Raw genomic sequence first — 21,389 nt, forward strand, 5'->3', positions numbered from 1 at the left:
CTCAGCCTCCACCATAGCTAAGAATCAAGCCGTGCATTAGCCGTGACCAGCCGTCCACGGCAACGAACAGAAATATCTTGAGAGGAGTTGATATTAACGTGGGTGAGACCATCATCATGCCCATTGCCATCAGCACATTGGAGACGATCAAGTCGATCACCAGAAACGGGATATAGAGCAAAAAACCGATCTCGAAAGCACGGGTCAACTCCGAGCTCACGAAGGCAGGAATAAGCACCACTAAGTCGTCGTCCTGAAGGTCGCTGCGGGCTTCCTCCGACCATAGCGTACGGGTCGCATCAATGAAAAAAGCCCGCTCGCGTTCGCTGGCATAGCGAGAAAGGTAATCCTGCAAGGGCCCACGCAGCGCCTCGCCGGTTTGTTTGATCTCCTCGACACTGCCCATCCCTGCGGGTCGCTGCTCGAACTGATGAAGCATATCGCCGACCAGCGGCGTGGTGATGTAGACGGTAAGAATCAAGGCAATGCCATAGAGCACCAGGTTAGGCGGCGTCTGCTGCACGCCGAGGGCGTTACGGATCAAGAACAGCACCACGGCAATTTTGAGAAAGCCCGTCATGGTCACCACCGCCAATGGCACCAGGCCGATGGTCGCAACGACAATGATGATGGCGATCAAGTTAGGCTGAAATTCACTCATCCCCGGCGTGCCCTTCATCGAGCGCGAGCCTCTCGATCTGCACCCCGATGCTGTCACCGATCATCACCAGGCGGCCATGCCCCATGCAGCGGCCGTTGACGATTAGGTCAACCGCCTGCTCAGGTCGACGCTGCATCGGCAGTACGCTGCCTTCGCCCAACGCGCGCAGCTCGCCGAGCGACATCTCCAGTTTGCCCATTTCACAAGTCAGGCGGACGGGCAGATCATCCAGGTTTGGGTTATCCACGGGGGGTTCGCTCATAAGGTTCTCGAATGGTGGGTTCGACGCTTGGGAAGAGGTAAGAGAGGTCAGCGGGCCTTTAAGGCACACGCTATCGGCGCTTAAGCTGACGCCGACGCTAAACCGGTCGCCAACGTTCAACGTTGCGCCATTGGGATCGTCGCTAGTGGCGAATGACTCGAGCATAACCACATCGCCTGGGCGAAGGCTGCGCCACTCCCCCAGGGTCAATGTCTGGGCTCCGGCCATTAGGCTCAACATCACCATTACGCTGCTCGCCATCGCGGGCTGCGTGGGGAAATAGCGATCAAACAGGGGCAGCAAGTGTTTGGCAGTAGCGGCCGAGAGCCCCACACGCAGCGGATGAACATCGCCGTCGAGCTCGAAGGCCAGAGTGATGTGGATCGGGTTTGCCGTTCGACCATGCAGGTCGGCGGGCTGCACACGGATATCGACACCCAGTGTCGCCTCCAGCGGTTCAAGCCACGCCAACCACACCGCCTCCAGCCACATCGCGGCCAGCTCCGCATCGACGTCCTCCATAGAGCGCCTGCGATCAGGGTGCTCACTGAGATGGTCGAATGTCCGCCAACTGGCGCTCAAGGCCAGTTGCTCGTTGCCGAGGCATACCGCGACGGTCATGTCAGCGGTGACCTCCGCCGCTTCCGGCATCAGGTACAAGCTGGCAGAACGCCCATGCCAACCGAAAGTCAGCGGCTGTCGAGAACGATGCAGCGCGTTATGCAGGGTTAGCGTTTCGGCATCATAGTGCGTCAGGGTTAGCGGCACTGGCGTCACTTCCGCGCGAACGGTTGAGCTGAAGGCAGTCATACTTCACCTGCCCGGCCGATCCGGCTCTCTTCCATCTCCAGTTCGGCCAGATGCTCGGCCTTGACCGCCCGCTCCTGCCCCTGACAAGTCTGGAGTTGCTCCAGCGCACGCTGGGCGCGTAACCGGTGCGCCCATTCCGTAGCACGGTATTCGCGCTCTCGCTCAGCGGCCCGAAGGGACTGGGTGCTGCTTTCATGCTGCTCAAGCAATACCGCATGGTGGGCGGCATCGTCGACAAGTGTTTGCTGCCAACCGGCCAGATCCTCGGCGTTCAGCGGTCGTTGTTCACCCTGTTCGAACAGCGCCTGCTCGCGCTGAACTGCTTGGTATTGGTGGTGCTCCAGGGCCTGCCCGAGTGTCTGGCAGTGAGCCTCGAACTCCCGACAGTTGCGTTGCTCTGCCGCCAGGGCTTCCTCGGCGAGACGCGTACGCTGGCGCCGAAGCTGCATCAGCCGGTCAAGCTGACGTTGCGACGTCATTGGACGACCTCCCTTAACTGTTTCAAGGTGTCTTCAAAGGCGCTGTGGTCGTCACGGGATTGGCGTAGGAACGCCTCAACCTCAGCACGTTTATGAATCGCCTCATCCGTGGCGGCGTCGCTACCTTCCCGGTACTCGCCCACTTGCAGTAGCAGCTCGACATCGCGATAACGCGCCATCAACTCACGCATTTTGCCGGCATCACGGCGATGCTCAGCATTGGCAACGTTTTCCATCAAGCGGCTGCGGCTGGCGAGGATATCAATGGCTGGAAAGTGGTCACGGCGGGCGAGATCGGCGCTCAGAACGATGTGACCGTCAAGAATGGCCCGGGCCTCCTCGGCCACCGGATCCAGCATGCCATCGCCCTCGGTCAATACCGTATAGATTGCCGTAATGGTGCCTCCCGACGCGCCACCGGGCCCGGCGCGTTCGAGTAAACGGGGCAGCGCCGCAAACAGTGAAGGCGGGTAACCACGACGCGTCGGCGGTTCACCGGCAGCCAGTCCGATCTCGCGCTGGGCGCGGGCGAAGCGGGTAAGACTGTCGACCAACAACAGCACATCGCGCCCCTGATCGCGGAAATACTCCGCCACGCTGGTCGCCACCATGGCAGCACGGGCGCGCTCGATCGCCGGTCGATCAGACGTGGACACGACGCATACCGTGCGCTGGCGCGCGTCGGCACCCAGCTGCACATCAAGCAACTCGCGGACTTCCCGGCCGCGCTCGCCCACCAGCCCCAGTACCACGATCTCTGCACTACTGCCACGGACGATGGCCGAAAGTAGCGATGACTTACCGACGCCGGCTTCGCCAAATAACCCGACGCGCTGGCCGCGGGCAACGGTATTGAGGCCATCGATAGCACGCACCCCGAGTGCCAGCGGTTGCTCGATCAACTGGCGGGACAGCGGCGCGGGGGGCTCGGCATGAACAGGGTAATGGCGCAGCGAGCCGGGCGCTGGTGCAGTGCGACCATCAAGCCAGTCGCCGAGCGGGCTGATGACGCGACCGAGCAGAGCATCGCCCACGGCCACACCCTGGGCACCGCCAGTGGCAATTACTTCACTGCGGGTCGACAGTCCCTGGAGCTCGCCAATCGGCGAGAGCACGACGTTCTCCTCTTCGAAGCCGATCACCTCCGCGGCGACACGGCGACCGCTGACGGGATCGCGCAGGTAGCAAAGCTCGCCAATGCCAGCACCTTCGAGGCTAGCGTAAACCAACAAACCGCGAATGCGGCGTACCCGGCCATTGACGGGGCGAGTTTGGGCTAGGGCAAAACGTTCGCCGAGCCGCGGCAGCAGATCCCCGAACGCATTCGCGCTCATGCACCCTCCCAATCATCCCGCAAGGCACGCCGCAGTGCCTCGAGCTGCGCTTCCAGGCCGATGTCCATAACCGCGATGGGGCTCACCAGCAAACACTGACCTGGCGCCAATTGAGCGTCGGCCTCGACCTGATAGTCGGCCGTCGCAGGCGAATACGCGGCGAGAGACTCGGCGACTCGCGCCTCTAGCGGCGGTGCAACACGAATACGGATAAGGTGTTCATGGCGCCACTCGCTCAGGGCATGGCGTACGCAGCGAGTGATGAGTTCTACATCGTCGAACTCGCCGAGAATACGCCGTATCAGAGTCAGCGACAGTTCGGCCAGCTCGGGGCCGAGCCCGTCGAGATAACGTTTGACGTCACGCTGGGTGCTGGCCAGTAGCTCAGCGGCGCGGGCTTCACCATCGCGGCGACCGGCTTCAAAGCCTTCGGCATGGCCCTCTTCGCGGGCGCGACGAATGAAGGCCTCTTGATCATCGGCTCGCTGACGCGCCCGCTCGAGAAAAGCGTAGCCATCGACCCAAGCGTTGGCCTCCTCTGCGCGCAGGATGATCTTCCCGGGGCGTGGTGGCAGTGAATTCATATCCCTGCTCGCTCTTTATCGGCGGCTTGGAAGAGGCCGTGTGTAGCGGCCAAGCGGGCAATATCAACAGCTGCGGTATCTGCTGCGATCGTTTCAGGCTCCTCAAACTGGCCAGCCCACCCCAGCCGTAGCCAGGCACGCAACGCCACCGTTTGCGCTTGCCACCATCGCTCCAAGCAGCGTCGACCATCGTGCTCGACAGCGGCCTCCAGCGCGTCGAGATCATCCTCAGCGCAGGCTTCGGTACTGGCGTGGTCACGATGGGTAAGCGCCAGGGAATAGAGCTCAGAGCCGAAACACTGTTTGAGTGCCGCAACTCGCGGCGCATGAATTTCGCGCACAAAGGCATTGGCGTGAATGATCACTCCAGCGGCACGGGCGCAGGCGGTAAAATCATCGCTGTCCAGCTGACATAGCGCCTGGTCGGCGGCATCCATTAGCGGCTGTTCCGCGATAGAGGTGAGTTGATGACGGCGCTGCAGGCGGGCAAGCAAGCGCTGGCGAAAGCGCGGCTGAGTGCACCAACGGCGCAGCATCGCGTCGGCGGCAATGCCGTCCAGGCAGTCAACCCAGTGGTCGAGAGCAACCCGTACCGGTGGTTCGATAGCAGGCTCGATATCCGTCTCGATACCAGAGACCGGTGCGGTCGATTCGCTAGCGCGTTTAGAGGCACTATTCATGGAGCTGTCTCATGGCGCTGTCGTCAATGAATAGGGACGCTGGCGACGCTGACGCCAGACCAACCAGCACACCGCACCGGCAAGCCCGATCACCGCAACGCTCAGCAGACCGATGATCCAGCCGATACGGGAAACGCTGGACGCTGGCATCGCGACACCCAGAAATGAGCCCATCATCGGCTGCGGCAGCGTGTCCATTTCCTCGGGAATAGCAGAGACAACAGGCACCACCGAGACCTTGTCGTAGGAGAGGCCAGCAATACCATTGGCTACCAGCGTCTTGATCTGTGGAATCAGTGGGGCGATCTCAAGCGATGGAATGTAGCGAACGAAGACCGAAGCCGAAGACGGCGTACTGTTCTGCTGTAGCAAATCATTGTCCGGCAGCACAACATGAACCCGCGCCGAGAGTACGCCGTCGATCTGAGACACGGTGTGCGAGAGCTCCTGACTCAACGCAAAGATCATCTGAGCGCGTTCCTGCACGGGAGACGACACCAGCCCATTGCCCTGAAAGATATCCCCCATGTTGGCGAATTTCTGTTCCGGCAGCCCAGCACGATCGAGTATCTCTACCGCCTCGGCGAAGCGCTCCTCACTGACCGTGACGGTCATTTGGCCTTCGTCCTGTGCCTGACGTGCGGCAGGTATGCCGTTGCGGGCCAGCGTTGCCACGATGATATTCGCCTCGCGCTCGTCGAGGTTAGTGTAGAGATCGGTGTCGCAGGCCTGAAGCAGCAGCGCCATTACCAGAAACACCATGCCCCGCAGGGCGTTACGCCACCTGCGTTGTGACACTTGCTGCTTGCCGTCGAATTGTTTATTAAAGTGCAAGTGTCATTGGCCTTTTAGCAAGGTATTCGCCGACCCCGAAACCTGAGTGGCGCCGCGAACGATCATGGTGGTTTCGATGGAGTGATCAAAAACACGCCCCAGCGATTCGACGACTTGCGCCAGCTTGTCATCCCCCAAGGCGGGTGGCGTGTCGCCAGCGTCGGGCACGCTCTGGGGCATCACCTGAGCTAAACGATCAGGTGTTTGCACATCGGGAGTCTTAGCCTGCTGAGCGAAGTTATTGACTCGGTCAATAAAGCCATCAAGGTTGTTGAGCAGACTTGACCCCAGCTCACTGGGGCTGGCCCCCGATAAAGATGAACCGGCTTGCTGTGTCATATGTTCGAAAATATTCTGTGATGCCAACGTATCGGCGCTAACCTCTGGCATGGGTGTCGGAGTTAGCGCACCGCTGCCCGGTGGTGTCACGGGAGTCATCATTCACCTCGTCGCAATAGCTCCTTACAGAACAGAGCCCGCCGCATAGAATGAGAAAGGCGCGAACACCGCGGTTTGGGTCGCGCCCTCGTCATTACTCGTCGGACTGTGCTTCCTTGAGAATATTGTTCATCATCGGCATCAGAATCATCTGCCCGCCGACCTTGACCATTCCCTCGACCATTGTTTCCTGCAGCTTCGCGTTATCGACGGCGTCGTCGAAGGCCTGGGAATCAGGGAGTGACTCTGTTGCCGGGTTACTACTGCTGACGGGATCGATAGCCATGGACTGCCTCCTGTGGGTTTCATCGCTTGCTCACTCACGAGCCAGGCGGCTGGGCCACACTGCCTCGAAAGACCTTAACTTCAGCGGGGATCGACGGCGCACTCGGCTGGCGCAACGCGTCGACCCGTTGGGCTATGTCCGCTATCCAGGCGGGTGGCCCCATCACTTCAAGACTGTCGTGCTCTGCATTAATCATTGCGCTCAACGGCTTGCCGACCTGTGCCTGGGTAATCTCCGCGCGCAGGCGTGGTACATCGACATCCGTGAGTTCAAACCTCCGGCGGCTCAGCTCCTGTCGGGCGGCGACATGCAGTACGTAGCCATCGTAAAACCATGCCAGGCCATTGGATTCGCAGACCTGTTCGAGGAACTCGCCAGCGGTGCTGGCGCGGATATCACCACGCACCTCACCATCCACCGCGTCGCTGACCTCAACGGGCAGGGACAGGTTGCGACCAAACTCCTGCAACACATCACGCACGCTTTGTTCAATCACAATGTAGCGATATTCACGATCCGCCCAAGGCGCCTCGGCGGCCAGCGTGGGGCTGTCTGGCAAACAACAACCGAGCACCAGCATCACAAGATGGCCCAGCCAGGGGTGCTTCCACCTATCTGCCATCATCCTACCCACCCCCCGATGACAGTTGAGTGACGGGCAATCTGTCTTTTTGAGTTTTTGCCCTTCTGGGGTAAACACGCATCACGCTTCATCCATATCCCTGCTGCCCCAAGCCTGGTTTCTCCGGTACACTGATTTTCATTTCCTAACCCTCTGGACTGAGTCACGGATGAAGGAATTTTGTACGTTTTTGCCCAGCATGAGCCGACCTGCGTTCGTCGCCGGGCCAAGCCTGATACTGAGCCTGCTACTGTCAGCCTGCGCTGCGACGCCTGTCGAGATCGATGAAGGTCGCCTGCTAAACTTGGCCAAAGATGTCGATCAGCAAGGCGACCATGCGACCGCCGCCGCGATGTACGAGCGCGCCCTGGAGCAGAACGGCCCCTCCGCAGATATTCAGGTTCGCCTGGGCAATGCACTGCTTGCCAGTGGCGAGCCCCAGGCAGCCGCTGAGGCGTTTCGTGCCGCGCTTGCCGAAGACATCCACTTCGCGCCAGCATTACTCGGCCTCGGGACGGCCCAACTGCGCCTAGGTCAACCGGAAAGCGCCCTGCGCAACCTTTCCCTGGCGGCGCCCGAATTGGACAGCGTGGCAGCCTGGAGCCGTCTTGGCGCCGCCCAAGCGCTGGCCGGTCAGCCCGCCCGAGCGGCCAGTGCGTTTGCTAACGCCGTAGCGCTCGAGCCGCGTGATCTCGACGCTCAGGCCAACCTGGCGCTAGCTGAAGCGTTAGCCGGCGAAAATACCCAGGCCATCGCGAACATGCAGCGCATTACGGACTCCCCGCTGGCAGAGGAACGCCATTTCCGCAACCTGATTCTTGTGCTGGTACTGGCCGGGCGTAGCGATGAGGCACAGCAAGTCGATATCCCCGACCTATCAGCGGCCAACCGACTTTCCCTGATAGCCAGTGCCGAGCACATAGCAACGCTGCCCGATGCCGCCGCTCGCGCCCGGGCACTCGGGTTGGCATCAGCCTCTAACTAATACCGTCACAGATCACTGGTAGTGGCGTTGGTGCCCATGGCATTGCGCGCTTCCTGCTCCAATAGCGAACGACGCTGGTTGGCACGTTCGCGGCCGTTTAGATACTCATTCGCGGCATCTGCTACCGGCGCGCCCATGGCGGGCCCCATTGCTCTTCCCCTTACCAAATCTTGTGGCTCAACGATCATCTGCTGCAGATTGAAGTCGTTGGCGCAGCCGGGTGGCAGCCCGACTCGCTCTGCATCGTCAGGCCCAGCCTGGCAGAGACGCGGCATGATCGTTGCTTCATGGGGGGCGTTAGTCGCCGCGGCAGTCGTCACTTGACGGTACCCGGTATCCCAGCCCATCGGCCCCATCGAGGACTGGCAGCCGGCCAGCAGCAACGCCACCAAACAGAGCCCAAGGCGTGAAGCCGTACGCGTCCAATAGGTAAATAGCTGCGACATGCAAACGTTGCCTCTACTCATTGCAGATAGAATCCGAATGGGTCATCTTCGAGTTGGGGATTACGGCTGACCTGTGCCCGATCCAGCGGCATTCTGGGTACCGGCGCGGAGGATGGCGCCACCAGATAGGGGGTGATCAGGATGACCAGCTCGGTCTCGTTACGCTGAAAACGTCGTGATCGAAATAGATTGCCCAGAATCGGCATATCACCGAGGAGCGGGATTCGTTCGATCTGGTTGCTCGCCTGGCGTTGAAACAGGCCGGCGATAGCAAAGGTCTGCCCGCTACCCACCTCGACTACGGTATCGGCGCGCCGAACTTGAAGCGACGGAACGTCATAGCCACCAATACGGACACTATCGCTGGCAATGCTGCTGACTTCGGGGCGGACTTCCATCGAGATGCGGCCGTTAGGCAGTAGCGTTGGCGTGCTCAGCAGCGAGACACCGAACTGTTTGTACTCGATACCCACCAGTTCGCTGTTAACCGGTACCGGTATAGGAATCTCGCCGCCAGCAAGGAAGCTCGCCGTCTGCCCTGAGACGGTGGTGATGTTGGGTTCGGCGAGGATCTGCAGCAGATTGTTCTGCTGTAGCGCCTGGAGTAAACCGTCGATGCTATCGGTACCCCCACCGATGGGACTGGGGGCGATATTGCTGGTGAGCACACCGAAAGAGAACGAGCCGTTGTTGATCAGCGTATTCCAACTGACTCCATAGCTGAGCAGTTCATCCCGGGCGACTTCGGCGAAGCGCACCCGAATGTTGATCTGAGTGGCGCCGTCGTAAGTCGAGCGATTGATGCTACCGCCGGCCGGCGCCTGGGCATCAAGGGTCGATTGCGTGGCCATGGCGCTCTCGACCGTGGGGCTGCTGCCCTCGGCCACCAGTTGGTTGCCCGCCATACGCAAGTGGATCTGGCTGTCACCGTCGATATCCCGTAGCGCCTGAGAAGCCAACGCACTATCGTCGCGAATCTGCAGCCGCAACGAGGCTTGGCTCTGCTCGTCGGCCCCCAGCGCGATAAGGTTGGTGTCACCGGCCTGTTTGCCGAAGAGATAGATGACGCCGGAAGAAACCACCTGCACATCGGCAACTTCAGGGTTAGCGACGAACACCGACGCAACGTCCTGGTCGAAGCGCAGGATACGCCCCTGCCCGGTCTCCAGCGTCATCGCACCTCCGGAAGCGTCCACGGAAACATCAGCGCTGGCAGTAATTACCGCGAACCACAGCAGTAACGCCCATACCCAAAGCGTCGAATTCCGGACAGCCTGGGGAGGGTTTCTATCGGCGGGTTTTATGCTGATCACGGTTGTTCTTCATCCCTGTTGTAGCGATTTGCATGGGTGCTGAATCATCGACGCACGGCGCCATTGTTTCGCAAGCGTGTTACAACTTGGCGGTTGTTTCCGTTTCCCGGCGTGGAACCGGTTTGGGCAGGCGTATCTGAGCAATTGCTTGCAGGCTGAATTCCGGTGCGATCTCCTGCCAGGCCATGACCGGAAGATCGATATCGTGCTGCTTTAGCCACTGCTGCAGCGCGGCACGCACGTCGCTTGCCGCTACTACCACTGGCTGAAGGTCGCTATCGAGCACCTCAAGCTGCTGCTGGAACCAGCCGTTCAAGGCCCGCGAAAGCGGTGCCGGCATGCCGCTACGGACGGGCTGGTTCTCACTATTTCGCTGGGCGGTACGCAGGGCCTCTTCCAATGGCCGGGTCGCGATCCAGGCAGGCAGAACCCGGTCGCTGCGGGCATGGCGGTGACTGATCTGCCGCGCCATGGCAATGCGTATCCGGTCGCTCAGCCGAGCGCTGCTCGACTCTTGCGGCCCCCAGGTCACTATGGCTTCGAGAATAGTGCGCATTGCGCGTACCGGAACGCCCTCACTGACCAGGCGACGTAAAATATCGGCAATTTTCTGTAGCGATACCACGCGAACGGCCTCGGTCACCAGCTCGGCATAGTGTGTTTCCAGCTTGTAAAGCAGGGCACGCGCCTCTTGAATCCCAACGAACTCGCCGGCGTAACGCGTTAGCGTGCGCTCAAGACAGCGCTCCAGCACCTGATCCAGCGTGCGATAGCGAATCCCGGCTTCCGTCAGCTCTGAAGTCGCCTCATCAGGAAGCCATTGCCAACTGCCGCGGCCAACGAGCGCTGGTTGCGTGAAGGCGGTCAACTCAAGCAATTCCAAAACATCGGCATCGTCGTCGAGCAGTACTGAAGAGTCTGGTAGTTCACCGTTGAGCACCGGCACTTCATCCAGCTCAATGGCGAAGCGCTGGTCGCTGAGGGCGGGTTCCAGGCGTAGTCCGACCTGAGGAATGGCAATTCCCAGATCGCGTTCAACACCTTCGCGGGTGGCCTGAACGCTTTCACGTAGTAAGTCGAGTGATAACTTATCGACAAGCCCTGCAGCCAGGCAGAGCATCACGCGGTACTGGCGTGGATCGTCGGCGGCATTGGGCGGTGGTGCTTCGTTCATCGCCTCATTCACGGCGTTGATCTCCGCGGCTGGGGGCGCTGAGATGACTTCGGACTGCGCTGCTTGCTCCGTCTCAGCATCGGCCGTCTGGCGACGGCGATGCAGGAAAAAGGCAGCTAAGCCCAGCAGTGCTGACAACGTCAGAAAGACGGTCGATGGGAAGCCCGGCACGAAGGCCGCGCAGAACAGCACCGCCGACGTCAAACCCATTGCCTTGGCATTGCTGCCAAGCTGGCCGACAATCTCACTGCCCAAATCGCTGGCGTTATCGGAGCTAACGCGGGTCACCACGGTACCCGCGCCAACCGAAATCAGTAATGCAGGGATCAGTGCGATCAGGCCGTCGCCGACGGTCAACAGCGAGTAGGTTTCCACCGCCGTGCCGAAGGGCATGTCGTGCTTTAGCATGCCGATCGACAGCCCACCGATAAGATTGACGAACAGAATCACCAAGCCAGCAATGGCATCGCCCTTAACAAACTTCATCGCCCCATCCATGGCACCGTAGAGCTGGCTCTCGCTCTCCAGCAGCGAGCGTCTGCGACGGGCTTCAGCGGGTTCGATGTCGCCGTTTCGCATGTCGTTGTCGATGCTCATCTGCTTGCCGGGCATGGCATCGAGTGTAAAACGCGCCGCCACTTCCGCTACGCGCTCCGAGCCCTTGGTAATCACCAGGAACTGGGCCACCGTAATGATCAGGAAAACCACCATGCCGATGACCACTTCGCCGGCGATAACGAAATTGCCGAAGGCGGAAACGATCTGGCCGGCGTCACCCTCTAGCAGAATCAGTCGAGTAGTGGAGATTGACAGCGCCAACCGGAACAGTGTGGCAAGCAGAATGATTGGCGGCAGTGAGGAGAATTCGACCGGGTGCGAGATATAGAACGCCACCACTAGAATCAGCAGGCTGAAACCGATATTGATACCAATCAGCGTGTCGACCATCGCCGTCGGCAGCGGGATGATCATCATCACTACTGCAAGCACCATGAAAACGGCGATGATCACGTCACTGCGCTGGGACGCCTGACGCGCCAGGGTATTGAGACGGCCGAGGAGCTTATTCATGTTACGGCCTCTCCCTGCCGGGATCCCGGGTGACGCCGCCGCTCAAGATGTTCTCGCCACAGGCGACGAGCGGTATCACGTTCGCCGTTGACCCAGTGGGCGCGGCTACGCAAGAGTTGCATGGTGTCATCCTGTTCACCGGCGGCCTCGAGCCGGTCGAGCACATTGAGCGCACGCTGACCATTGCCGCTGGCAAGGAACCCCTGGCACAGCGCCTGCAGCACGCCGGTGTGGTTCGGTGCCATGCGTGTCGCGATAAGCAGCAATACCAACCCGCGCTGTACCTGACCACTTTTGAGATAGAGGTGTCCCATCAAATGTAGTAGGTCGACGGCATCGCGATCAGCGGTATCGCTCATGGCACGCTCTCCTGATCAACGATGTTGTCCAGCGGCAGCGCGCTTGCTTCACTCATCCGCCCTTCCCATGCCTGGCGCCAATCAATCTCTTCACCGATCACCTCCTTCGCCAGCGCCATGATGTCATCATCAGCGTCCAGCGAAGGTAGAACGTTGTCAGCTACGTGTTGGAGCAGCTCAATGCTGCGAAGGTTAGCGTAGCTGGCAGGATCAATGGCCTCCGGGCGTGCGAGTGCTTCGAGGCGCTCAGCCCACGCCGGGCGGTTTGAGCCACGTTGCCGGGCTTCGCTGGCAGCGTGCGTGAACGTATCGTCCCGCTGCGGCGGTTTCTCAACGACGCTAGGCTTGACGGGATCAATGCCAGCGACGTGATAACGATCCCTTGGAACAAGACGATCAGTGATCTTCATAGCGATATACGCCGGATTATAGTGTCAGGGCGAACTGGTCATCGCCACGGCTCAACAGCACTCGATCCGTTTCGATAGCGGAAATAACCCAGCCAGACGACAGCGACGCGCCTGGATAGAGGCGCTGTCCACGAGCGTCGATCACGTACGGGTTCTTGCCTAACCATACGGCCTGCAACTGCAGGTCGGGTCGAACCGGGGCCTCGCGCTGTTTGACTTCATTCAGCAACACATTGTGGCTGCCGTAATGTTGGTCGAACCAACGCTGTGTGGCATTCCAAGCACCCACCTGGTCGGGATCGTATTGACCGGAGACGCTGATATAGTCACCACTGTCGGTGACCTCAAGCGATGCGAGCCCGGCATCCGCCAGTTGCTGACGCAGTGCTTGAACCGGGCCTGGGCGAGCATCGGCCATCAATTGGGATGCGTTCTGGCCAGTGTTCACCAGGGGCTGCTCATCAAGCGTTGCCGTGACTGGATGATAGCCAATGTTGGCGTCGGCTTGATTGACATCGATGAACTCATAGAAAGCCAGTACTCCCAGCGTTACGACCAGTGCGGCAAGCGTGGCACTGCGATTTAGCCACTTACGCCAACGCACAGGAACTGTCGGCAGCCCAGGGAATATGGCAGGCGTTGGGGGGCGTGAAAGCTCAAGTGCCACGTCGTTGAAATGAAGCTTCGCTGGCAATTCACAGCGCAAACCAGTGCCCTGGCTGACACTACGGCCATTAATGGTGATGTCGCCACCAAGCGCCTCGATAGCGATATAACGACCATAGAATCTCAACACAATATGGTGTGGTGCAGTGCCCGGATCGCCGAGCATGACATCAGTAGAATCGTCGCTACCGATACAGCAGACCGGCTCAGTGAGCGTAATGGAGGCACCACGATGCAAGCCTGCGATAACCTTGAGCGTCGTAACGGCTTCGCGTACCGACGCTGAAGCTGAGGTGAATAAAGTCATATACTTAACTCGCCGTGTCGTACGAAGCTTGGAGGGGCTCTTCCGTCGAATGTCTCGATACAGGGGCATTCATCCGGGCGAGGTTTTGAAATCTCTACCGTCCAGGAATGCGTGGACAGGAAACGACAACAAGGCCGCGAGCGACTGACGCCGCCCGCGACTTCCGAGCATCAGTTTTGCGGACGCTGCTTGGTAGCGTCGAGCTCGGTTTTCTTCTCTGTCGTGACTTTGGTGATTTCTGCGGACTTCTCGATCGCCTGATCGAACACTGCTTTCATGTCGGCGATTGCAGAATCAGCACCGCCGCCAGAATTGTCGACTGGGGGAGTATCGGCCATTTTACTGCTCCTTAATCCTAGAGAAATGTCGTTTGAATGATGCGCCTTTGGCACCGAGGCTCAAGCCGTTCGATCGTTCTTTCGACGCTGTTTCATAAGGAGGAAGACGATCCAACATTAAGCAGATTGCGGGTATTAAGTGACGAGGCGATGTCAGTAAAATGAAAGTTGAATGATTTGCCTTATTGTCTTGTGGCGAATACAACGCCGATTGGGCAGTCAATTTGGCCGCGCTTACCCCAAAAATAGGTGCTCTCGCCAACCGCCCTCGACCAGCGCGGGGCTTAAACTCATAAGCCCCATCAGCAGCCAGCGCTGATTCATTGGGATTTTTCCTCTTCAGATATCTCCTCGACTTCACTCTTTACGACATCAATCAGCTCCTGCATACCAAAGGGTTCTAGCAGCTCACCGTTGACAAAAAAGGTTGGCGTCTGGCGAATCTGATTCGTTTTGACGTCTGCCATGTCTTGGTCAATCACCGCTTGCACCTCAGCTGAGTTGAGTTGCTCCTCAGCGGCAACTCGGTCAAGACCGGCGTGGCTGGCAATCTCCAAGATAGCTGATTCATCGAAACGGCCATGAGATGCCCATTGATCCTGACGAGAGAGCAGAGCTTCGAGTACCGGTTCGAATACGTCCTGGTGTCGAGCGACTTCCAGCACGCGAATGGCTGTATCAGAAACCTCACCGTGGAAAGGGGTGTAGCGCACGATTAGCTGCACTTGCTCAGGATAGGTTTCCAGAATACTTTTGGTGAGAGGATAGAAAGCACGGCAGGCTTCGCAGGCCGGATCGAAAAATTCCACAATGGTGACAGGTGCCTCTTTCGGCCCCAGGATCGGCGAGTGTGAACGCACCAAGGAGCTCTCGGCCTGTCCAGCATCCTCACTCGCCGCCTCAGCTTGCATGCCCAACAGTGCAGGTTTCGATACCACCACGATGGCCGTTGTCAGCATCAACGTACCCGCAAGCATAAAAGTCGCTTTTTTGAACATTTGTCTCTCTCGATTTCAGTGATTATTTGGAAAATTAGGCCAAGATTTTATTGCACAAACCAAGCTAAATGACTGCTTATGTATACCAGCGTTAGCGTGTATCAATCATGCCCATAAAGGTTGGCATCCTGATGTGCGTGATCAATATGCTCAAACTCTAAGCTGGAATGGACAATGTTGAAGCGCGTTTTTAACTGCTCTTTGATCTTTGTCTTAATCGACTCAAGCTGCTGCCAGCCTGCTTCCGTAATGACCACGTGGCAGTCAAGGGCGGCCATGTTTTCCTGCATCTGCCATAGGTGCACATGATGAATATCGTGGACACTTTCGACACCACGCACGGCTTCAATGACGAGTTGACCGTTAATATCTGGGGGAGAGCCCAGCATCAGTGTGCGGATAGGCCCCCCAATCTCCGAAAAGGCGAGGTAAAGGATATACAGCGCAATACCTATCGTAATCGCAGGGTCTACCCAGCGCATGTCGTAGAGCAGAACTAATGAGCCGCCGATAATTACGGCGATAGAGGCGAACGCATCAGACAGGTTATGCAGAAAAAGGGTGCGAATATTGACGCTACCTTTTTGCATTGACCAAGTAAGCATGGCGGTGAGGGCATCGACAACAAGAGCGACGCCACCAATGATGACGACCAACCAACCCTGGATCTCTGGCGGTTCAACCATGCGCATGGCACCTTCGTAAATCAGATAGAGGCCAACGAGAATGAGCGTGGTGTAGTTAATCAGTGCTGCCACTATCTCGATTCGGCCATAGCCGAAGGTCATTTGCGCATCGGCGGGCCGTCTTGCGATCTTGCGCGCAGCAAAGGCAATAACAAGCGCCGCCATATCAGAAAAATTATGCAGCGCATCAGCGATCAGCGAGAGGCTGCCCGCCATAATACCGCCGACGATCTGGGCGATGGTTAATAAGCCATTTGCCCAAATGGAAATACTGACACGTCGGTCGCCAGAGGCAGGATCAATGTGGGGATGATCATGATGATGTCCCATATATAAACCTCGTTAAGTTTTTTCATTCCCGGTACTATAAAACCTCTAGTAACTAAAGCTTCAACCCCTGAATGTCGTCCGTTGGCACTCGCCCCGGGAGGGCAAAGCCTACCCTGGCGATGGCCGATACGCGCTTGTCATTACGGGAGTGACCTTCCCCCCAAAATTTCCAGAATTCTTTATCGTCCACTTCGCGATTGCTCTATAGTCGAGGAACGCTAACCGGATTATCCCTTGTCTATGACCGTTGACCTGCAAGCCCTTTACCCCAAACTGATTCACCTGATGCTGGACACCGTCTTCGTGGTCGATAAAGACAACCAGATCGTCTTCGTGAGTGATGCCTGTGAGTCGCTGCTCGGTTACCTTCCTCAAGAGTTGATCGGCACTCTAATCACGAACTACATGCACCCTGACGATTTAGCCGCAACGCGGGACTCCATTGTTCGTGTGATGAGCGGTAAGCCCCATATTGATTACCGCAACCGCTATATCCGCAAAGACGGCGGTATCGTGCATATCCTGTGGTCTGCCCGCTGGTACGAAGCAGAGGAAGTGCGGGTCGGTGTCGCGCGCAACGTCACAGCGCTTATGCAGGCCGAGGAAGAGTTACGCTACCTTGCCCACCATGATCCACTGACAAAGTTGACCAACCGAGCGCTCTTCTATGACCGCCTTACCTTGGGCCTGAGCACGGCCCATCGCTATCAGAACAACCTGGCATTGCTATTTCTGGATATTAACGACTTCAAAGGCATCAACGATATTCATGGACATGCGGCGGGTGACCGGGTGCTCTGCACGGTAGCAAGACGGTTGGAAGGCTGTGTACGCGAGACGGACACGGTGGCCCGCATGGGCGGTGATGAATTCACGGTGCTGTTAACGGACATCAAGTCAGCGCACGCTGTGACAGAAAAGGTGGAACAGATTCTCACGGTCATGAACGAGCCACTAGGCGCTGAATTCGGCGAGGTCAGAATGCCATCCTGCAGCATCGGCGTGGCCTGCTACCCCGCCGACGGGGAAGACGCCGATACCCTGCTGAGCCGTGCTGACAGCCATATGTATCAAATCAAAAGGCGCAGCCGTTAGCGTGTGACGCGCTCTTGCCAAGCTGTTAAGTGGCGCTGTACGACACCCTGCAACCCCACAATATCGCCAGCGTCTAGCGCTTCGACCATCGCATAGTGCTCTCGTATACTCCGCTCCACCCCGCCAGCCTTTGGCCACCCCGGCCCTGCCCCACGCATGCCCTGCTCACGCAGCCAATTCATTTGATCGGCCAACTGCCGGTTACCAGCAAGCACTGCTAGCGCTCGGTGAAAGGCATGATTGCTGAGAAACATGGCTTCACCATCTCCTTCACCGGCAGCATGTTCAAACTGGACACAAGCTTTCCTAACAGGCGCCATCAGCGGCTCTGTTCGACGCGCCATCATCAATGGCGCCATAGCAAGCTCCACCACCAAGCGAGCTTCGGTGAGTTCCAGGCGCTCTTGGTGGCTCCAGCGTCTAACCCGGTAGCCCCGATGAGGCACATGCTCAATGGCTCCCGATTCCGACAAACGCTCCAAGGCGCCTCTCACAACAAAGCGGCTGACGCCATATAGCTCTGCAAGGGCATCTTGGCGTAACCAGCTATCAGCAGGAAAACGCCCGCCCCCCATACCGATTCTTAGCTGCTCCTGTAGCCAGCTTTGGTCTTTATCTTGACGTACGGCCTCTTGACGTTCCGCAGCCTGACTCATTCTTAAGCTCTCCTTTGCCTTCATCATAATAACTTCTTGCAGATTGGCGCCAATTATTTATGATACCCCACTCGCTTATGATAATCATTAACAAAGGGACATCAGATGCATTACCTTCGCGTGCTGCCTTTGGCCATCGCCGCCGCCTCTCCGCTGGCTTGGGCCCAGCAACCTGAAGCCAACAGTGAGCTGGAAACCTTAGTGGTCTCTAGCGACTGGTTAAGCGCCACTCGTACCGACCCACAGACCACGCCGGGCGCACGCCAGATATTGGAGGGAGAAGCGCTACACGGCGGCGATATCCGTCAGCTTGAAGATGCACTAGCTCGGGTTCCAGGCATACACACACAGGATGAGACCGGCACGGGCGTGCTGCCAAATATCGGCATTCGCGGTTTATCACCACGCCGTAGCGAGCGGGTACAAATCTTGGTGGACGGTATTCCGGCTGCCTTGGGCCCCTACAGCAATATCGGTGTTTCACTATTCCCGGTAACGCTGCCCACGCTAGAACAGATTGACATCGTACGGGGCGGCGCGGCTGTTCACTACGGCCCAAACAACGTGGGCGGGGTGCTCAATTTCGTAACACGCGGCATCCCTGTAGAGGAGGAAGCCCAGTGGCGCGAACGCCTAACGGTGGATGACGCCACCGGCCATGTGCTCAGTGATCACTACCTGCGTGCAGGCGGGCAAGTAAGTGACAACCTGGGGCTTCAGTTTCAGGCCAACCTGATGCGTGGAAAGGGTGGGCGCGAGCGTAGCCAAACACAGGTCGATAATTTCATTTTAGATGCCGATTATCAGCTAAATGACACCCAATGGATCGATGGACAACTGCAGTACTACAGCGTAGACACGGATCTACCCGGCGCACTAACCCCAAACGCCTACGCCCGAGACCGCAGCGATTCTCAGCGTCCCTACGACCGTTTCGAGGCGGACACATGGCGTGCCCACGCAACCTGGCATTGGCAACCGAGCAACAATATCGAGATAAGTTGGCGCCAATTTGGCCACCAGAGTGATCGAACCTTCTGGTTCGGCCAAAACCTGAGCGGTGCTAGCCACTGGTCTGATCCAGGCGAGCCAGCCACCCATGTCGCCGACTCCCCGCGCAGCTTCTCGGTATGGGCCAGCGAGCCCCGCGTCGCCTGGCAACTGGGGAACCACACCCTGATGGTGGGTGCTCGCTATCTGGAGGAAGATGTCGACTTTGATGTGAACCGCCGCGCTGTCGGTAGTGAAACTGCCGCCCCGGTTCGTCGCTGGGGCTTCGAAACCCGCGCAATGGCCGCTTACCTAAGCGACACTTGGCAGCTAGGCGGTGGCTGGGAAGTAACCCCAGGTATCCGCTACGAGCATGCAGAGATGGACTACGCCGATACCTTAAATGGCGGTCGCGATGAGAATGACGCCGCGGCTTGGCTGCCCGGCCTTACCGTCGGATATGCGGCCAACGAAGCGTGGTATTTGTTCACCTCCGCCCAACGGTCGTTAACCCCGGTGCAGCTCGCGCAGATCACCAATCCCGGCGATGTATCTAACGAGACAGCCTGGAACCATGAGCTCGGAGCGCGTTATCAGTCAGGCCCTTGGCAAGCAGAGGCCACAGGTTTTTTAATCAACTACGAAGATCAGGTCGTCAAACAGCCGGATAACAGCCTCAAAAACCTCGGAGAAACCAGATACCAGGGGCTTGAAACGCGCTTGGCCTGGGCGCCGAATACCCTGCCCTTCAGCCTCGAAGGCACCTGGACCTGGCTCGATACTGAGCAGCGCAGTGGGGAGCTTGCCGGCAACGAGGTGCCCAACGCACCGAATCACCTGCTCAACCTATTAGCGCGCTGGGAACAGGGTCGTTGGTTCGGCAATATCGGCGCCCGCTACGTGGATAAAAGCTTCGCCGATGCAGCCAACACCACCCAAGAGACCGAGAACGGCAGCACCGGCCCACTGCCTGATTACTGGTTAGTCGATACCAGCTTAGGCTACCGCTTGCCGTTCGCCAGCGCGGCAAGCTTAACTCTGGGCGTGCATAACCTTACCAACGAGGATGCCTATTTCCGCGGGGTAGATACCAGCCCAGTGGGGCGTGTGCCGTTACCAGGGCGTGCCTACAGCTTAGGGTTGGATGTCACCTTTTGAGCCAATGGCGGGCTGCTGACATCAGCCCGCCAGTTCGCGCCATGTTTTGTAAAAGCCATGTTTTATAAAAATCGTCCTGTACAGGCCATGTTTGATTAAGGAGCGTGGGTATGCCCGCTTTGTTTAACCGTCGCCTAAGGCGACGACTATGGCATTCATGCCTGATGGTGTTGACGGTTAGCCTGACGATGCCAGCACTGGCGAATTCGTTTGAGGTGACCGACCTAGCTGGCCGCAAGGTTCTGTTGCCCGGTGACCCACAACGGGTAATCCTGGGCGAAGGACGGCTGCTGTACACCCTTGCCGCTCTCCAGCCTGACGACCCTTTCCAAGACCTTGTGGGTTGGCGTGATGAACTCATTCGCTTCGATGAAGATGTCTGGCAACGCCTTCAGCAACGTTTCCCTCACGCCGAACAGTTAGCGCGTTTCGGCAAAGCGGCCACCGGTGAATTCGATTTCGAACAAGCCATTGCGCTTAATCCAGACGTCATTGTTTTTGATCTGAGCGCCTGGCCAGCATTGCGTGAAGGCTCGACGCTAGGGACGCTGGAAGCATCCGGAGTAGCGGTGATATTCGTGGATTTCCTGACCCAAGCAGACCTGCATATGGTGCCCAGCCTGAGGCTGATGGGAAGAATCTTTGATGCCGAAGCGCGGGCCGAGACGCTGATTAACATGCGTCAGAAAGCGCTTGAAGAAGTCGCCAAACGCTTGCCTGAGCCACTACAGCGGCCTGATGTTTTGATCGAAACGGCGGCGGGGCTGCATCCTGAGTGCTGTCGAAGCGTCGGTGATGACAACCTGGGGCGCGTTGTGCGGCTGGCCGGTGGGCACAACATTGCCGCTGAACGACTGCCGGGCCTATTTGGACAACTGCACATAGAGTGGATACTGTCTCGAGATCCCGATGTCATCATTCAAACCGGGGGTGACTGGCAGGTACTAAGCAGCAGTTCAATTCCCCTGGGCTATGACGTTTCAGAGCACGAAACCCGCGCCGCCATGCGGGAGCTGATTGCGGCTCGACCAGGGTGGTCAACCCTCAAAGCGGTGGAATCAGGCCGCGTGTATGCGCTTTGGCACTTGTTTTACAACACACCCTTTCAGTTTATCGCCGTTCAGCAAGTCGCGAAGTGGCTGCACCCTGATGCCATGGCAGACCTAGACCCTGCGGCAGCCTGGCAATCCGTACACGAAACCTTACTGCCCTACCCGCTAGAAGGCACCTTCTGGGCCGACTTGGATCCCGCGCCATGATGCTTTGGTGACCTGTCGGAACTAAATAATGGCCTGCTGTTTAGGCAGCGTGCCGATAGGCCCCAAAAACGAGGATTTAAAATCCTAATGCAACGGCCAATAAACCAACCAAGCTAAAACGCCAGAACTCACGAACAGCTGTCACGGCTTAATACTAC

The 21,389-nt window shown here is 58.2% G+C and carries 24 protein-coding genes; 4 read left to right on the forward strand and 20 right to left on the reverse strand.

The window, feature by feature from the left end; all coding sequences use genetic code 11:
• Position 1: 1 nt before the first annotated feature.
• The 10 genes from sctR to LMS44_RS21545 form a co-directional block, all read right to left on the reverse strand.
• Positions 2–661: a type III secretion system export apparatus subunit SctR gene (sctR, locus tag LMS44_RS21500; protein WP_041159087.1), complete on the reverse strand. Its 660-nt coding sequence runs from the start codon at positions 659–661 to the stop codon at positions 2–4.
• Positions 654–1,733, reverse strand: coding sequence for a type III secretion system cytoplasmic ring protein SctQ (gene sctQ, locus LMS44_RS21505; RefSeq protein ID WP_027958375.1), 1,080 nt, complete (start codon positions 1,731–1,733; stop codon positions 654–656). The genes sctR and sctQ overlap by 8 nt, the downstream gene beginning before the upstream one ends.
• A complete protein-coding gene (locus tag LMS44_RS21510; RefSeq protein ID WP_159177602.1) occupies positions 1,730–2,212 on the reverse strand; it encodes a hypothetical protein in 483 nt (160 codons plus the stop codon). The genes sctQ and LMS44_RS21510 overlap by 4 nt, the downstream gene beginning before the upstream one ends.
• Positions 2,209–3,546, reverse strand: a complete 1,338-nt coding sequence (locus LMS44_RS21515) for a FliI/YscN family ATPase (protein ID WP_159177603.1) — start codon at positions 3,544–3,546, stop codon at positions 2,209–2,211. The genes LMS44_RS21510 and LMS44_RS21515 overlap by 4 nt, the downstream gene beginning before the upstream one ends.
• On the reverse strand, positions 3,543–4,130 hold the full coding sequence (gene sctL, locus LMS44_RS21520; RefSeq protein ID WP_278370163.1) for a type III secretion system stator protein SctL: 588 nt from the start codon (positions 4,128–4,130) through the stop codon (positions 3,543–3,545). The genes LMS44_RS21515 and sctL overlap by 4 nt, the downstream gene beginning before the upstream one ends.
• Positions 4,127–4,810 carry a hypothetical protein gene (locus LMS44_RS21525; protein WP_278370164.1) on the reverse strand — a complete coding sequence of 228 codons (684 nt, stop codon included), beginning with the start codon at positions 4,808–4,810 and terminating at the stop codon, positions 4,127–4,129. The genes sctL and LMS44_RS21525 overlap by 4 nt, the downstream gene beginning before the upstream one ends.
• A gap of 9 nt (positions 4,811–4,819) precedes the next feature.
• Complete coding sequence (gene sctJ / locus LMS44_RS21530; RefSeq protein ID WP_081742567.1) at positions 4,820–5,644, reverse strand: type III secretion system inner membrane ring lipoprotein SctJ; 825 nt, start codon at positions 5,642–5,644, stop codon at positions 4,820–4,822.
• A 3-nt stretch (positions 5,645–5,647) separates the two neighbouring features.
• The gene (locus tag LMS44_RS21535) at positions 5,648–6,085 is read right to left on the reverse strand and encodes a hypothetical protein (RefSeq protein ID WP_200890270.1); all 438 of its coding nucleotides are present in this window, start codon (positions 6,083–6,085) and stop codon (positions 5,648–5,650) included.
• Between the two features lie 91 nt (positions 6,086–6,176).
• Positions 6,177–6,368 (reverse strand): hypothetical protein, encoded by a 192-nt coding sequence (locus tag LMS44_RS21540; protein WP_035537911.1) that lies wholly within the window; start codon positions 6,366–6,368, stop codon positions 6,177–6,179.
• A gap of 34 nt (positions 6,369–6,402) precedes the next feature.
• A complete protein-coding gene (locus LMS44_RS21545; protein ID WP_278370165.1) occupies positions 6,403–6,993 on the reverse strand; it encodes a hypothetical protein in 591 nt (196 codons plus the stop codon).
• Between the two features lie 166 nt (positions 6,994–7,159).
• Here LMS44_RS21545 and LMS44_RS21550 point away from each other — a divergent pair, with 166 nt between their 5' ends.
• Positions 7,160–7,975, forward strand: coding sequence for a tetratricopeptide repeat protein (locus tag LMS44_RS21550; protein ID WP_159177606.1), 816 nt, complete (start codon positions 7,160–7,162; stop codon positions 7,973–7,975).
• 5 nt (positions 7,976–7,980) lie between these two features.
• On the opposite strand, the gene LMS44_RS21555 is transcribed toward LMS44_RS21550, so the two are convergent.
• The 9 genes from LMS44_RS21555 to LMS44_RS21595 form a co-directional block, all read right to left on the reverse strand.
• Positions 7,981–8,421, reverse strand: a complete 441-nt coding sequence (locus LMS44_RS21555; protein WP_051051799.1) for a hypothetical protein — start codon at positions 8,419–8,421, stop codon at positions 7,981–7,983.
• Between the two features lie 17 nt (positions 8,422–8,438).
• Positions 8,439–9,734, reverse strand: a complete 1,296-nt coding sequence (locus LMS44_RS21560) for a type II and III secretion system protein family protein (RefSeq protein WP_159177607.1) — start codon at positions 9,732–9,734, stop codon at positions 8,439–8,441.
• A 79-nt stretch (positions 9,735–9,813) separates the two neighbouring features.
• Entirely contained in the window at positions 9,814–11,979 is a 2,166-nt protein-coding gene (sctV, locus tag LMS44_RS21565) for a type III secretion system export apparatus subunit SctV (protein ID WP_159177608.1), read from the reverse strand.
• Positions 11,976–12,338: a type III secretion apparatus assembly chaperone SctY gene (gene sctY / locus LMS44_RS21570; protein ID WP_159177609.1), complete on the reverse strand. Its 363-nt coding sequence runs from the start codon at positions 12,336–12,338 to the stop codon at positions 11,976–11,978. Before sctY ends, sctV begins: the two co-directional genes overlap by 4 nt.
• A complete protein-coding gene (locus LMS44_RS21575; protein ID WP_159177610.1) occupies positions 12,335–12,748 on the reverse strand; it encodes a hypothetical protein in 414 nt (137 codons plus the stop codon). Before LMS44_RS21575 ends, sctY begins: the two co-directional genes overlap by 4 nt.
• A 16-nt stretch (positions 12,749–12,764) precedes the next feature.
• Entirely contained in the window at positions 12,765–13,721 is a 957-nt protein-coding gene (locus LMS44_RS21580; RefSeq protein ID WP_159177611.1) for a SctD/MshK family protein, read from the reverse strand.
• Between the two features lie 170 nt (positions 13,722–13,891).
• A complete protein-coding gene (locus LMS44_RS21585) occupies positions 13,892–14,059 on the reverse strand; it encodes a hypothetical protein (protein WP_201304258.1) in 168 nt (55 codons plus the stop codon).
• A 320-nt stretch (positions 14,060–14,379) separates the two neighbouring features.
• On the reverse strand, positions 14,380–15,057 hold the full coding sequence (locus LMS44_RS21590) for a DsbA family protein (RefSeq protein ID WP_278370166.1): 678 nt from the start codon (positions 15,055–15,057) through the stop codon (positions 14,380–14,382).
• Positions 15,058–15,158: 101 nt separating this feature from the next.
• Positions 15,159–16,073, reverse strand: coding sequence for a cation diffusion facilitator family transporter (locus LMS44_RS21595; RefSeq protein WP_278370167.1), 915 nt, complete (start codon positions 16,071–16,073; stop codon positions 15,159–15,161).
• 240 nt (positions 16,074–16,313) lie between these two features.
• On the opposite strand from LMS44_RS21595, the gene LMS44_RS21600 reads away from it, so the two are divergent.
• Positions 16,314–17,168 carry a sensor domain-containing diguanylate cyclase gene (locus LMS44_RS21600; protein WP_039857504.1) on the forward strand — a complete coding sequence of 285 codons (855 nt, stop codon included), beginning with the start codon at positions 16,314–16,316 and terminating at the stop codon, positions 17,166–17,168.
• On the opposite strand, the gene LMS44_RS21605 is transcribed toward LMS44_RS21600, so the two are convergent.
• The gene (locus LMS44_RS21605; protein WP_278370168.1) at positions 17,165–17,824 is read right to left on the reverse strand and encodes a GntR family transcriptional regulator; all 660 of its coding nucleotides are present in this window, start codon (positions 17,822–17,824) and stop codon (positions 17,165–17,167) included. The two genes, LMS44_RS21600 and LMS44_RS21605, sit on opposite strands and share 4 nt — an antisense overlap.
• Positions 17,825–17,929: 105 nt before the next feature.
• On the opposite strand from LMS44_RS21605, the gene LMS44_RS21610 reads away from it, so the two are divergent.
• Together LMS44_RS21610 and LMS44_RS21615 are read left to right on the forward strand one after the other, a co-directional pair.
• Complete coding sequence (locus LMS44_RS21610) at positions 17,930–19,972, forward strand: TonB-dependent receptor family protein (RefSeq protein ID WP_278370169.1); 2,043 nt, start codon at positions 17,930–17,932, stop codon at positions 19,970–19,972.
• Positions 19,973–20,082: 110 nt separating this feature from the next.
• Positions 20,083–21,231, forward strand: coding sequence for an ABC transporter substrate-binding protein (locus tag LMS44_RS21615; RefSeq protein ID WP_278370171.1), 1,149 nt, complete (start codon positions 20,083–20,085; stop codon positions 21,229–21,231).
• The last annotated feature ends 158 nt before the right edge of the window (positions 21,232–21,389 follow it).

The sequence above is a fragment of the Halomonas profundus genome, assembly GCF_020865425.1.
Lineage (GTDB): Bacteria > Pseudomonadota > Gammaproteobacteria > Pseudomonadales > Halomonadaceae > Vreelandella > Vreelandella titanicae.